Source organism: Bosea beijingensis, from assembly GCF_030758975.1.
Classification (GTDB): Bacteria; Pseudomonadota; Alphaproteobacteria; order Rhizobiales; family Beijerinckiaceae; genus Allobosea; species Allobosea beijingensis.
Map to the genome: position 1 here is coordinate 5,489,459 of NZ_CP132359.1, position 13,404 is coordinate 5,502,862.

12 protein-coding genes and 1 pseudogene are annotated in these 13,404 nt (G+C 66.6%); 7 read left to right on the plus strand and 6 right to left on the minus strand.

From position 1 onward, the window contains the following. Window positions 1-59: 59 nt before the first annotated feature. The 3 genes from aptA to Q9235_RS26335 form a co-directional block, all read right to left on the minus strand. Window positions 60-1,340, minus strand: a complete 1,281-nt coding sequence (aptA, locus tag Q9235_RS26325) for an omega-aminotransferase AptA (RefSeq protein ID WP_306228457.1) — start codon at window positions 1,338-1,340, stop codon at window positions 60-62. Window positions 1,341-1,506: 166 nt separating this feature from the next. Continuing rightward, window positions 1,507-2,547 carry a GntR family transcriptional regulator gene (locus tag Q9235_RS26330; protein WP_306224672.1) on the minus strand — a complete coding sequence of 347 codons (1,041 nt, stop codon included), beginning with the start codon at window positions 2,545-2,547 and terminating at the stop codon, window positions 1,507-1,509. Next, window positions 2,525-3,412 carry a LysR family transcriptional regulator gene (locus Q9235_RS26335; RefSeq protein WP_306224673.1) on the minus strand — a complete coding sequence of 296 codons (888 nt, stop codon included), beginning with the start codon at window positions 3,410-3,412 and terminating at the stop codon, window positions 2,525-2,527. Before Q9235_RS26335 ends, Q9235_RS26330 begins: the two co-directional genes overlap by 23 nt. 97 nt (window positions 3,413-3,509) lie before the next feature. On the opposite strand from Q9235_RS26335, the gene Q9235_RS26340 reads away from it, so the two are divergent. Both Q9235_RS26340 and mdtI read left to right on the plus strand, forming a co-directional pair. Beyond that, window positions 3,510-3,848 (plus strand): DMT family transporter, encoded by a 339-nt coding sequence (locus Q9235_RS26340; protein WP_306224674.1) that lies wholly within the window; start codon window positions 3,510-3,512, stop codon window positions 3,846-3,848. A gap of 2 nt (window positions 3,849-3,850) precedes the next feature. Next, window positions 3,851-4,180, plus strand: coding sequence for a multidrug/spermidine efflux SMR transporter subunit MdtI (gene mdtI / locus Q9235_RS26345; RefSeq protein ID WP_306224675.1), 330 nt, complete (start codon window positions 3,851-3,853; stop codon window positions 4,178-4,180). A gap of 145 nt (window positions 4,181-4,325) precedes the next feature. Here mdtI and Q9235_RS26350 read toward each other — a convergent pair whose 3' ends face one another. Together Q9235_RS26350 and Q9235_RS26355 are read right to left on the minus strand one after the other, a co-directional pair. Continuing rightward, entirely contained in the window at window positions 4,326-5,252 is a 927-nt protein-coding gene (locus Q9235_RS26350; protein ID WP_306224676.1) for a CobW family GTP-binding protein, read from the minus strand. 3 nt (window positions 5,253-5,255) lie between these two features. Beyond that, a complete protein-coding gene (locus tag Q9235_RS26355; protein ID WP_306224677.1) occupies window positions 5,256-6,749 on the minus strand; it encodes an amidohydrolase family protein in 1,494 nt (497 codons plus the stop codon). A gap of 319 nt (window positions 6,750-7,068) precedes the next feature. Here Q9235_RS26355 and Q9235_RS26360 point away from each other — a divergent pair. After that, window positions 7,069-7,278 (plus strand): annotated as a pseudogene (locus Q9235_RS26360) (UDP binding domain-containing protein); the annotation flags it as partial. Window positions 7,279-7,357: 79 nt separating this feature from the next. On the opposite strand, the gene Q9235_RS26365 reads toward Q9235_RS26360, so the two are convergent. Then, window positions 7,358-8,005 (minus strand): thermonuclease family protein, encoded by a 648-nt coding sequence (locus Q9235_RS26365; RefSeq protein ID WP_306224678.1) that lies wholly within the window; start codon window positions 8,003-8,005, stop codon window positions 7,358-7,360. A gap of 202 nt (window positions 8,006-8,207) precedes the next feature. Here Q9235_RS26365 and Q9235_RS26370 point away from each other — a divergent pair, with 202 nt between their 5' ends. From Q9235_RS26370 to rfbB, 4 genes are all read left to right on the plus strand, one after another. Next, window positions 8,208-9,626, plus strand: coding sequence for a phosphomannomutase (locus Q9235_RS26370; RefSeq protein WP_306224679.1), 1,419 nt, complete (start codon window positions 8,208-8,210; stop codon window positions 9,624-9,626). A 104-nt stretch (window positions 9,627-9,730) separates the two neighbouring features. Continuing rightward, entirely contained in the window at window positions 9,731-10,759 is a 1,029-nt protein-coding gene (locus tag Q9235_RS26375; protein ID WP_306224680.1) for an NAD-dependent epimerase, read from the plus strand. Between the two features lie 40 nt (window positions 10,760-10,799). Next, complete coding sequence (locus tag Q9235_RS26380; protein ID WP_306224681.1) at window positions 10,800-12,104, plus strand: thiolase family protein; 1,305 nt, start codon at window positions 10,800-10,802, stop codon at window positions 12,102-12,104. A 232-nt stretch (window positions 12,105-12,336) separates the two neighbouring features. After that, on the plus strand, window positions 12,337-13,392 hold the full coding sequence (gene rfbB / locus Q9235_RS26385; RefSeq protein ID WP_306224682.1) for a dTDP-glucose 4,6-dehydratase: 1,056 nt from the start codon (window positions 12,337-12,339) through the stop codon (window positions 13,390-13,392). The last annotated feature ends 12 nt before the right edge of the window (window positions 13,393-13,404 follow it).

Here is a 13,404-nt window from a genome sequence, read left to right on the forward strand (position 1 = left end):
TCCTTCGCGTGTCAGTCGGCCTGGGAGACGACGGCATTGCCGCCGTCCGGCCCGGGGATTCAGGCGATGGCGTCGAGCGCCTTGCGGATGCTGGCGAAGATCCGATCGATCTCGTCGGGCTCGATGGTCAGCGGCGGCGAGAGCACGATGAGATCGGCGCCGGCCCGGACGAGCACGCCGTCCTGATAGCAGGCCTCGGCACATTCGGCGCTGCGCTGGCCGGGACTGCCGGGCCGGGGCGCGAACTCGATCGCGGCGACGAGGCCGATATTGCGGATGTCGACGACATGCGGTGCGCCCTTCAGCGCATGTGCCGCCTGCTCCCAATGTTCGGCAATCTTCCGGGTCCGCTCGAAGAGGCCTTCCTCTTCATAGACCTGCAGCGTGGCCAGCCCGGCGGCGCAGGCCAGCGGATGGCCGGAATAGGTATAGCCGTGGAACAGTTCGATCGCGGCTTCCGGCCCGGTCATGAAGGCGTCGTAGATATGCTTGCCGACGACGGTCGCGCCCATCGGAACGGCGCCGTTGGTCAGGCCCTTGGCGCAGGTGATCATGTCCGGCGTCACGCCAAAGGCCTCGGCCGCGCAGGAGGCACCGAGCCGCCCGAAGCCGGAGATCACTTCGTCGAAGATCAAGAGGATGCCGTGCTTGTCGCAGATTTCGCGCAGGCGCTTGAGATAGCCTTTCGGCGGCGGCAACACGCCGGTCGAGCCAGCGACGGGTTCGACGATCACGGCGGCGATGGTCGAGGCGTCGTGGATCTGGACGAGCCGCTCCAGATCGTCGGCGAGTTCGACGCCATGCTCCGGCTCGCCGCGCGAGAAGGCATTGCGCGCGAGGTCGAGCGTATGCGGCAAATGTGCGGTACCGGGCAACAGCGGGCCGAAATCGCGGCGGTGGCGGCTGATGCCGGCGACCGACAGGCCGCCGAAGCCCATGCCGTGATAGCCGCGCGCGCGGCCGATCAGGCGGTAGCGGCCGCCCTCGCCGCGCTGGCGATGATAGGCGAGCGCGACTTTCAGCGCGGTGTCGACGGCTTCCGACCCGGAATTCGAGAACAGCACGTGGTCGAGCCCATCGGGCAGCATGCCGACCATGCGGTTCGCCAGCGTGAAGGCCTCAGGATGTCCCATCTGGAAACAGGAGACATAGTCGAGCCCGTCGGCCTGGGCCTTGATCGCCTCGCGGATGCGCGGGTGGCCATGGCCGGCATTGACGCACCACAGTCCGGCCATGCCGTCGAGGATGCGGCGCCCGTCCGAAGAGAGATAGTAATTGCCTTCCGCCCCGACGAAGAGCCGCGGCGCGCTCTTGAAGCGGCGGTTCGCGGTGAAGGGCATCCAATGCGCGTCGAGATCATTGGGGCGGGCGACAATGGCGGACACGGTGGACCTCAGGATTGACCAATCTTGAGATGTATCATTTTCATTAAAAGTACAATGTCAAGAGGCCGTGTCGACCTGGGCACCGGCCGTGCAGCGCCGAGAGCGGCGGATGGCGCGCCCGCTATCGCGGGCGCATCGGGCGGGTCAGGTGCTGACGCATCAGGATGGCCGCCCAATTTGGGTCGCCATGCTCCAGAGCGTCGAGGATCGCCAGGTGCTCCTGGCAGGACTTCAGCAGGGCATCCGCGTCGAGCGCGCCGTAATCGGCATATTCGGTCAGGCGCCGCAGGGCGTTCTGGTTCTCCATGGCCTGCTGCAGGAAGCGATTGCCCGAGCAGGCCGCGAGCATGGCATGGAAGCCGGCATTGATCTCGAAGAAGCGCTCGGCAGCCGGGGGGCGGGCGATATCCGCGATGAAGGCCTCGTGGGCGGCGCGGCAGCGGTCGAATTGGACCTGATCGACCCGAAAGCTGGGCTCCAGCAGGCCCATGCACTCGATGATCATGCGAAAGCGGTAGCTTTCCTCGCGCGCCTGATTCGACGAAAGCGAGGGCACGAAGCTCCAGCCATGCCCCTTGCGGCGCTTGATCAGGCCGTCTTCCGCGAGCTGGAGCAGAACCTTCCTGAGGGCGCTCGGGCCGATCCGGTACGCCTCCTGAAGCTCCGTCTCGATGAGATGCTCGGGAAGACGACCTGCCTCACGATCGCGCAGGATGGCGTGGATGACGTTCTCCTCGCGCGCCGCCGGAAGAGACTGCTCGGCCGCGGCGAGCTCGGCATTCTCGCTGACCAGAAAGAAGCCCTGATTGGCGCGCGCCTCGACGACGCCCTGCTCGGCCAGCAGGCGAAGGGCAGCCCGCGCCGGAGTGCGGGACACCTCGAAAGCGCGCGCGATCTCCGTCTCTCGCAGATGGTATCCGGCCGGCCACCCCTGCTCAGCGGCAAGGGCGACGATCCGTCTTGCCAGGGAAAGGTGGAGACTGCTGCGCTTCCTGCCGAGTTCGCCGAGGCTCATCGAGGGTCCTGTCGCGATGGTAGAGTTTTTTGTACTATTACGCTTTTCTGTACATCGACTTGCCCCGAAGCTGCAATGGCGCTCCAGAGCGGCGGCGCGCTTGGGACAAGGCCGGGCGCGCAGATCACGTCGACCGTTCCGCATCATCGCGAAGCAATTCGCTGAAGCGCTGTTCCACCCATGTCTCCGAGGGACGCAGTGGCCGTCCCTGGCGCCAGAGCATCCGCACCGAGAGCGGCGGCAGGGCCAGGAAAGGGCAATGCACCGAACGAAGCGGCCTGGAGCCATTCGCTGCCGCCGCGATATTGGTCGGCAGGATTGCCCAGCCCAGATCGTCCGCCACCATCTCGGCGATATTGTAGAAGCTGTCCGAGCGCCACACCCTGGGGCTGTACGCGACCGGCTCGACGTCGTCGGCATGGATCAGGAGCTGGCGATAGCGCGCCAGGTCCCGGCGCGCGACCGGTTGCCGACCGAGCAGCGCGTGCCCGGCAGCGACAAAAACGCCCTGCGCGACGGTGCCGATATGACGCCCGTCGAACCCGGCGCGCAACGGCCCTCGGTCGAAATGGATGGCAAGCTCGGCGCGCTCCTGGTCGACGTAATCCGTGACCTCTGCCGGCGTGCCGTTGAGCAGCGTCAGCTCCATCATCGGGTAGCGTGTCGACAGCTCCAGGATCAGCCTGTTCACGGCAGGGCGAGGCAAGGCCTCGTCCAGCGCCAGGGCGACTTTCGCATCATCGCCATGGGCCAGGAAATGGGCGCGCTGGCCCAGCTCCTCGGCCTGGCGCAGGACCTCCTTCGCTTCGAGCAGCAGCAGCCGGCCGGCACCGGTCAGCAGGGCATTGCGCCGGGACCGATCGAACAGCTCCACGCCCAGGTCGATCTCGAACAGCGCGATCGCGGTGCTGACTGCCGATTGCGCCCGGCCGAGCTTGCGCGCGGCAGCGCTGAACGAGCCGCATTCCGCCGCCGTCACGAATTGCCGCAGTTGATCCAGGGACCATTCCATGCGGCCAACCTATCGATATTCAAGATGCATTCCATCTTTTTCAATCGACTGAATTGGTGCTTCAAGCGCCCCGCGTGCAATTTCGTAGGGCAATTCGATGGGCTGGCGTCCGTGGCTATTCCTTTTTGCAGCGGTCGGCACCGAGCTGATCGGCGTCACGATGATGAAGGTGATGGCAGAGGGGAGCGGGCCTTATGCGATCGCTCTTGTCTATGTCTCGATGGCAGCGAGCTTCTTCTTCCTGTCCCTCGCCGTGAAGGTCCTTCCCATCGCCATCGCCTACGCCACCTGGGAAACCGTTGGCCTGATCGCGGTTACGGCCATCAGCTACCGGTTTTTCGGCGAGACCTTGAGCTGGCCGAAGCTGGGAGGGATCGGATTGCTGGTCCTCGGTGTCGTGCTGGTCAATGCCGGCGCGCCGGAAGAGGAAGCGTGACGATGCAGAACACCCAGCTTGCCCATATCCTCTGGATGCTCGGCGCCATCGGGCTGGAGGTCGCGGCCAACGTCTTCATCAAGCTGTCCGACGGCTTCCGGCGGCTGACTGTCGGGCTCCTCGGAATCGCGTGCATCCTGCTGTCCGTGACGGCGCTCTCTCAGGCGATCCGCGGGATCGACCTGTCGATCGCCTACGCGCTGTGGGGTGGAGCCGGCATCATCCTCACGGCCCTGGCGGCGTTCGTGCTCTTCCGGCAGAGGCTGACGAGTGCGGGATGGATCGGTGTCGGCTTTGTGGTCGCAGGTATTGGGCTGCTGAAGCTGGCCTGACGCACCTCCCTGCCGTCATCCGTTGCACCTGCGATCAAGATCAGTCGGCCGACGCGTGCTGGAACCTGCTTCGAGACCGCACTCTGCCACTCTCGGCAGATTGCAGCACTGAACCCGACAGCCCGACCGGGCCCTCCGGAGATGCTTATCCGGACCTTCGCCCAGCCCGGCTCATCGCCTCGTCGATCTCCGCTTGAGCGGTCTTGTCGATCTCCGCGATGAAGACGATGCGCGTGCCGCCCTGCCCCGGATCGTCCCGATCGAGCGGCGCCAGCGTGGCCTTCCCGCCCGCGAGCTGGAAGAGATAGCGGCGATCCGGCTGCTCCACCGTTTCGAAGAGCCCTTTCGCGCGGACGAGCCGCGGCGCAAGCTGGCCGATCGCCTGCTGGAAACCGGCCAGCGAAATCGGCTCACTGGACGTCCAGCTAAAGCTCTCGAAACGGTCGATGCTAGGTCGTTTCGGGCGCGTCGTCCGCTCGCGCGCAGTCCCGACCTCGGGAAAGACGAGATCGAGCGGAATATCACCGCCCGTCGCCTCGACGAGGGTGGCCCTGCGATTGACCTGCGACAATGCAAGGCGGCGCGCGTCGAGAGCTGCCCTGTCGACGAGATCTCCCTTGCTGAGAGCGACGAGATCGGCGGCTCGCAACTGGCTCAGGAGCAAGGGGTCGCTCAGATCCGCCTCCGGCGATGCCGCATCGGCAACGCACAGCACCGTCTCCAGCGGGGCTTCGCGCCAGATCACCGGATCCATCAGATTACGGATGATATCCTCGGGATCGGCAACGCCGCTGGTCTCGATCACGATGGCCTCGGGACGCGGGCTTCGCCGCAGCAGATTGGCGAGCGTCCGAAGCAGGTCGCCCTCCAGCGAGCAGCAGATGCAGCCATTGGCGAGGCTGACGACCCCGTCCTCGGCGCCGGCGATCAGCTCGGCATCGATGTTGATCGCGCCGAAATCATTGACGACGGCCGCGATCCGGCGGCCGTCCGCCTGCTGCAGGAGACGGTTGACCAGCGTCGTCTTGCCGGCCCCGAGAAAGCCCGTGACCAGCAGAACCGGAACCGACATGCTTCAGGCTGCCCTGCCGAAGGGGCGGCGCACCGGCTGGCCCGGCCTGGCAGCGACATTCATCAGCCCGTCCGTGATGACAGGCTCTCCGCTGACGACAAGGTGCCGGACGCCTTCGGCCGGGCGGTTCATCGCTGAGAACTCGGCGCGGTCGGTCAGCTTGTCCAGGTCGAAGACGACGACATCGGCATCGGCTCCCGCCTTCAGCCGGCCCTTCTCCCGCATCGCAGGCGTGCTCGCGGCCAGGATTTCGGCCGGGATCAGCGTGCATTTCGCGATGCCCTCGCTGAGCCCGATCGCCTGCCGCTCGCGCACCCAGTGGCGCAGGAAGCGCGTGAAGGTGCCCGACGAGCGCGGATGCGAGGTCGCCTCCTCGGGCAGCGGCCAGGCATCGCCGGTATAGCTCGACCCGTCCGGCATCGACCAGGGCATGGCATCCGATGCGATCGCGCCGCCGGGATACAGCACCGAAAGATCGAGCATGTCGCGATGGCGGGCGTTGTTCTCGGTATCGAGCACATGCCAGAGGACAAGCTGCGAAGGATCCTCGGATTGGGTCGAGAGCAGGTCCTCGCGGTCCTGGATCCGGCGCCCGCTCGTGACGAGCTGGATCTGCTGGTAGCGCGTGTCGTTGCGGCTTTCGAACTCCGGGTCGCTGAAGAACGCGGCGGCGATCACGGTCGAGCCCGTGCCATAGGGATAGGCTTCCACCGTAATCGGCAGCCCCTGTTCCTGCGCTTTCCTGATCAACCGCGCACAGCGCTCGATATCGGTCTTGCTGGAGCTGTTGAAGTGGCAGATGTGCATATGCGCGCCGGTCGCGCCGGCATAGCCGATCAGGCGCACATAAGCCTCCGCGGCGCTCTTGGGATCGGTGTTCGCCATATAGGCGATATGGGTGAAGGTCGGCACGCCGCGCTCGGCCGCGAGCTGGCAGAGCGCCGTCAGTTCCTGCACGCCCGCGCCGGGCGCGTAGGCGTTCAGGATGCCGATGCCGATGCCGCCTTCGTCGAGTCCTGCCGCGATACGGTCGAGGATGTTCTGCTGCTCGGAAGGCGAGGAGATATTGTCCATCCAGCGCGGATCGCGCATGGCGCGCCCGAACGCCTCCAGAGAGGATTCCTCGTTGATCCCGATCATCGCGCCGATCCGGGCGAAGGCCCAGTTCGTGGCGGCGCCGTAATTCAGGATACGGCCCTGCTCCGCCTGCCGGCGATACCAGGAGGCGACCGGCAGCACCCCGGCTTCGAGGTCCAATGTCGTGGTGACGCCGTCGAAAGCCTGCATCCGGTCGGCCGGGATCGACTGGCCATGGGCATGAAGGTCGATGAAGCCGGGCGCGACGATCAGCCCACGCGCATCGATCACGCGCTCGGCAGTGCCGAGGCCGGAACCGATCGCAACGATCTTTCCGTCGGCGATGGCGACGTCGGCGATGCCGTCATGCCCGCTTTCCGGATCGACGACACGGCCGCCCGCGATCAAGAATCCGCTCATCTGCCCTCGCCTCTCGTTCTCTTGGCCGGCCCGCCATGGCGAGCCGAAAGGAACCCGATGTTCGCCGATCCGGATTTGCAGAGGCAAGGGCCCCGTCCGGCGCACCGCTTCGGTCGATCATGCGGGCCAAGCATGCACCCAGGCTGTGCAACCTTGTCATCAGCATCGGTGCGTCGAGGTGATTTCAGGCCCGTCGGAGCCGTAGCGCGATGAACTCGCAGGGCCGCGCTGGGGAACACTGGCCGACTTCAGCCCAGCTTGAGACCCGGCTTGTTCCATTGGCCATTGCTTCGTGGGAACGACGAAGCCCCGCGTCGTTGCGGATGCCGCGGTGATCGTGACCGAGTGGAACATCTTCCGCGCGCTCGATCTCGACCGCGTCAAGGCCGCCATGGCGGCCCCCGTCCTCGTCGATCTGCGCAACGTCTACCGCGCCGACCAGGTCCGCGCCAAGGGCTTCTCATATGCCGATGTCGGAAGGGGCGACATGTCGGCCGTGGAACAGGCCGGCATCGACGCGGCCGCCTGAGCCGGGAAGCCTACTGGATCATCGAATCAGATTTGTCGGAAAAGTGGATTCCACTTTTTGATTCGATGCCATTGCCGGCTCACGGACCGGCGCTGGCAGTACCGCTCCCCACCGGGGTTGGCGCTCCCTCACCGCGCGGCCAGGTCCCCCGCCATAGGCCCGATTTCGCCGCCATGGCGGCATCGAGCTCGGCGGCATAGGTCGCGGCGTGCAATCGCAAGGGGCGCGCCCAGCCGCCGCGGATCAGCAATCGCGACAGATCCTGCCCGCCGACCCAGCACTGGAAACTGTCCTTCTCGCCCGGCGCGTCGAGGGCAGGCTGGCAGCGGACGCGATCCGAGCGCAGGGCCGTGATCAGCGCGGACCTGGCCTGCAGGCCGCAATTCCAAGGCAAGCCATCCTGACCATGGCAGACTGCGTCGCGCGCCAGCCCGGCGAGATGGCGCAGGTGGATCACGGTCTGCGCGTTGCGAAACACCGTCGCCTCCAGCGGATCGATCTGTCCGTCGATCACCAGCGTCATCCCCAGGCGCGCAGCGCGGCGGGAGGGCGTCAGCACCGAGTCGGGTTCTTTCGGCGGCGGCTTGGGTGGCGCGACCTTGACCGGCGTCACAGGCACATAGTTCACAGCGGCGACCTCGGCCTGGCCGTCATCAGGCGCAAATTGCGTAACGACGGCGGCAGCGGCAACCGCAGCAACGAGCACCAGAGCCAAACGTGTCGCCAAGCTGCGATCTGTCATACGGTCCGACCGGGCGCTGAATCATTCATGGCCGATTGCCGCGACAATCTAAGGCAATCGCCTCCCAAGACAATGGAGACGGGCCGGATCGCGTGACCTGCGGTGGTTTTGACCCGGATGGCGTGACTTGCGCGGCTTCGCCGGGCTAGGTATGCGCCCGAGCGACGTGTCGAGGAACATTCGAGGCATGACCAGCCTGAAATTCGGAACCTCCGGCCTGCGCGGCCTCGTGACCGAGCTGGTCGGCCTGCCGACCTATGCCCATGTCCGTGCCTTCTGCGCCATGCTGCAGGAGGACGGGGCCGCCGGACCGCGCGGCGAGGTGCTGATCGGGCGCGACCTGCGTTCCTCCAGCCCGCTCATCGCGATGCAATGCGCGCAAGCGATCGCCGATGCCGGGCTCGCGCCCGTCGATTGCGGGGCCGTGCCGACACCGGCTCTGGCGCTGGCCGCCATGACCGCCGGCAGCCCGGCCGTTATGGTGACGGGCAGCCATATCCCCGACGATCGGAACGGCCTGAAATTCTACCGTGCCGGCGGCGAGATCGACAAAGCCGACGAAGCGCGCATCCTTGCGGCGCATGGCGCGCTCGCACTGACCACCGTCCCGGCCATCTCGGTCGCGCCCGCGTCGCGCGACGTGCTCTCCCGATACAGCGCCCGCTATGCCGACTTCTTCGGGCGTGCGCTCGAGGGGCTGGTCGTCGGCGTCTATCAGCATTCCTCCGTCGGCCGCGACGTCATCTGCGACGCGCTGACCGGACTCGGTGCGACGCCGGTCGCGCTGGGCCGCAGCGAGAGCTTCATCCCGGTCGATACCGAAGCGCTCCGTCCCGAGGACGAGGACCTGGCGCGGCTCTGGGCCGGCGAGCGCAGACTCGATGCGATCGTCTCGACCGACGGGGATGCGGATCGTCCGCTGGTCGCCGATGAAACCGGCCGCTTCCTGCGCGGCGACCTCGTCGGCGCCCTCACCGCACGCTTCCTCGGGGCGGATGCGATCGTGACGCCGGTGACCTCGAATTCGGCACTCGACCGCCCGGGGGCCTTCGCGAAGGTCCTGCGCACGCGCGTCGGTTCGCCCTATGTCATCGCCGGCATGGAGCAAGCGCGAACCGAAGGCGCCGGGATCATCGTCGGGTTCGAGGCCAATGGCGGGGTCCTGCTGGGTTCGGATGTCGCGCGCGACGGCCGCCGCCTCGCCGCCCTGCCGACCCGCGACGCCCTGCTGCCGATCGTGGCGACGCTGGCGCTGGCCCGCGCCGCGCAGCAGCCGTTGAGCGCCATCGCGGCGCAGGCCCGCTTCGCCATCGCCCTGTCGAACCGGCTGCAGGAGGTGCCACAGGACCGGACGGCGGCCCTGATCGCCAGGCTGGACACGGAGGATGCCGGCTTTCGGGATGCGGCTTTCGCCGCCCATGGCGCGGTCGCGGCGCGTGACCGCCGGGACGGCCTGCGATTGACGCTGGGCAACGGCGCGACGGTGCATTTCCGGGCCTCCGGAAACGCTCCTGAGCTGCGCGTCTATGTCGAGGCGCCGACACCGGACGCGGCCGAAGCGCTGCTCGCCGAAAACCTCGCCTTCGCTGCGGCACAGACACGTTAGGCTGCGCGGGACGACAGGATCGCATGCCGGGCAGAACAGCCGGCAAAGAACCATCGCACGGGATGCGGCGCGACAGGCCCGCAACCGCTCTACGGGAAGACCAGTTGGACCAGGCCCCTTCGTTCGAACGCGTGTTGCTGACCGGTGCGGCCGGCTTTGTCGGCTTCCATGTCGCCGAGGCCCTGCTCGATCGGGGTGTCGAGGTCCTCGGCATCGACAACCTCGCGCCCTATTACGATCCCGCTCTCAAGCAGGCCCGGCTCGACCGGCTCCTCGCGCGCAACGGCTTCTCCTTCGAGCGGATCGACATTGCCGATTACGACGCCGTGCTCGCCGCCTTCGCCGCCTTCCGGCCGCAGGTGGTGATCCATCTCGCGGCGCAGGCCGGCGTGCGCTACTCGCTCGAGAACCCGCGCGCCTACGCCGCCTCCAATCTCGACGGCTTCCTGTCCGTGCTCGAAGCCTGCCGGCACAACCCCGTCGACCATCTGGTCTATGCCTCGTCGAGCTCCGTCTACGGCGCCAATGCCAAGGTGCCGTTCAGCGAGCATGACGGTGCCGATCACCCGATCTCGCTCTATGCGGCGACCAAGCGCGCCAACGAGCTGATGGCGCATTCCTATGCCCATCTCTACGGCATCCCGACGACGGGCCTGCGCTTCTTCACGGTCTACGGCCCCTGGGGCAGGCCGGACATGGCCTATTTCAAGTTCACCAAGGCGATTCTCGAAGGCCGGCCCATCGACGTCTATGACGAGGCCGCGATGAGCCGCGACTTCACCTATGTCGATGATATCCGCGAAGCGATCGTGCGGCTGGCGGGCCTGCCGCCGCGGGCGAATCCGGATGCTGCCAAGGCAGAGGCGGATCCGGCCACGGCTGCCGCGCCCTGGCGCCTCTACAATATCGGCAACCATACGCCCGTGCGCCTCGATCATTTCATCGCGACGATCGAGGCCGCCTGTGGCCGCAAGGCGATCAAGCGACACCTGCCCGCTCAGCCCGGCGACGTCCAGGCCACCTATGCCGACGTGGCGGACCTGGCCGCGCGCGTCGATTTCCGGCCGGACACGCCGATCGAGACAGGAATCGCTCGCTTCGTCGCCTGGTATCGGGAATTCTATCGTATCTGAGCCGATCAGCACCGCCTTCGAGACAGCAGGACCCAACGACATGACCGAAGCCTTCATCTGCGCCTATGTCCGCACGCCGATCGGGCGCTTCGGCGGCTCGCTCTCCTCCGTCCGGGCGGACGACCTTGGCGCCGTGCCGCTGAAGGCGCTGGTCGAGCGCAATCCAGGCGTGGATTTCGGCGCGGTGGACGACGTGATCTTCGGCTGCGCCAATCAGGCGGGCGAGGACAACCGCAATGTCGCGCGCATGTCGCTGCTGCTCGCCGGTCTGCCCAAGGAGGTGCCGGGCACGACCATCAACCGGCTCTGCGGTTCCGGCATGGACGCCGTCATCGCCGCGGCGCGCGCGATCAAGGCCGGCGAGGCCGAATTGATGATCGCCGGCGGCGTCGAGAGCATGTCGCGCGCGCCCTTCGTCCTGCCCAAGGCCGACAGCGCCTTCTCGCGCCATGCCGAGATCCACGACACCACGATCGGCTGGCGCTTCGTCAATCCGCTGATGAAGGCGCAATACGGCATCGATTCCATGCCGGAGACCGGCGAGAACGTTGCCGCCGACTGCAAGATCAGCCGCGCCGACCAGGACGCCTTCGCGCTGCGNGCGCAATACGGCATCGATTCCATGCCGGAGACCGGCGAGAACGTTGCCGCCGACTGCAAGATCAGCCGCGCCGACCAGGACGCCTTCGCGCTGCGCTCGCAATTGAAGGCCGTCGCCGCACAGCAGAATGGCCGGCTCGGCAAGGAGATCGTTCCCGTCCTGATCCCGCAGCGGAAGGGCGATCCCATCCGCGTCGAGAGCGACGAGCATCCGCGCGGCGACACCACGCTGGAGAAGCTCGCCAAGCTCGGCACGCCGTTCCGCAAGGAAGGCGGCACCGTCACCGCCGGCAACGCCTCGGGTGTGAATGACGGCGCGGCGGCGCTGATCATCGCCTCCGAGAAGACGGCTGCGAAATACGGGCTGACGCCGATCGCGCGTGTGCTCGGCGGCGCGACCGGCGGCATCGCTCCGCGCGTCATGGGTCTCGGACCGATCCCGGCGACGCGCAAGCTCTGCGAGCGCCTCGGCCTCAAGCCCACCGATTTCGACGTGGTCGAGCTGAACGAGGCCTTCGCCTCGCAGGGCATCGCCGTGCTGCGCGAACTTGGCATCGCCGAGGACGGCGCGCATGTTAACCCGAATGGCGGCGCGATCGCGCTCGGCCATCCGCTCGGCATGTCCGGCGCCCGCATCACCGGCACGGCGGCGCTCGAACTCGCGCTCACCGGCAAGCGCCGCGCGCTCGCGACGATGTGCATCGGCGTCGGCCAAGGCATTGCGGTTGCGCTCGAGCGCGCCTGAGCGCCATCATGGCTCGCAGAACGATCGGTCTTTGTCCTGTCGCGTTTCGGTCGTTCTGCTGTCATGCAACGCCGCCTCGCGGCAGGTATCGTAAGGTAAATACGGGAAACGAGTTGACGCCGATAGTGATGTTGAGCGATCCGAGCCTTCGTACTGCCGTTCGTGGGGGGTTGCTCGCCTTGCTCGCTCCCTATCCCGGTCTTCACCCCACCCCGCTTCAGGATTGCTTCGGATGTCTCTGAGATTTCTTGTGACGGGGGGTGCGGGTTTCATCGGCTCTGCGGTGGTGCGCAAGCTGATCGCGGAGACGGAGCATGAAGTCTGCGTCGTCGACAAGCTGACCTATGCCGGCAACCTCGCCTCGCTGGAGCCGGTCTCGCGCAGCAACCGCTATCGCTTCGAGCAGGCCGATATCGGGGATGGCGAGCGGATGAAAGCGATCTTCCTGGATTTCCAGCCCGATATCGTCATGCATCTCGCCGCCGAGAGCCATGTCGACCGCTCGATCGATGGCCCGGCTGCCTTCATCGAGACCAATGTCGTCGGCTCGTTCACGCTGCTGCAGGAGGCACTGCGCCATTTCCGGGCACTGCCGGAGGATCGCAAGGCACGCTTCCGCTTCCACCATATCTCGACCGACGAGGTCTTCGGCTCGCTCGGCACTGATGGCTTCTTCCGCGAGGATACGGCCTATCAGCCGAACTCGCCCTATTCGGCCTCCAAGGCCGCGTCCGACCATCTCGTGCGCGCCTGGCACCATACCTACGGCCTGCCGGTGGTGATGACCAACTGCTCGAACAATTACGGGCCCTATCACTTCCCGGAGAAGCTGATCCCGCTGATGATCATCAATGCGCTCGAGGGCAAGCCCCTGCCGGTCTACGGCAACGGGCTCAATGTGCGCGACTGGCTCTATGTCGACGACCATGCCGATGCGCTGCTCACCGTCGCGACCACCGGCAAGCTGGGCGAGAGCTACAATATCGGCGGCCATAACGAGAAGACCAATATCGAGGTGGTGAAGACCATCTGCGCCCTGCTCGACGAGCTCCGCCCCGACCCGAAGGGCTCGCGCGAGCGCCTGATCGCTTACGTCACCGACCGGCCGGGCCATGATGCACGCTATGCGATCGATGCCGGCAAGATCGGCCGCGAGCTCGGCTGGACCCCGAAGGAGACCTTCGAGACGGGCTTGCGCCGCACGGTCGAATGGTATCTCGCCAATGCGGGCTGGTGGGGCGATATCCGCTCCGGAACTTATCGCGGCGAACGCCTCGGCGCGGCCTGAGCGGAGACAGGA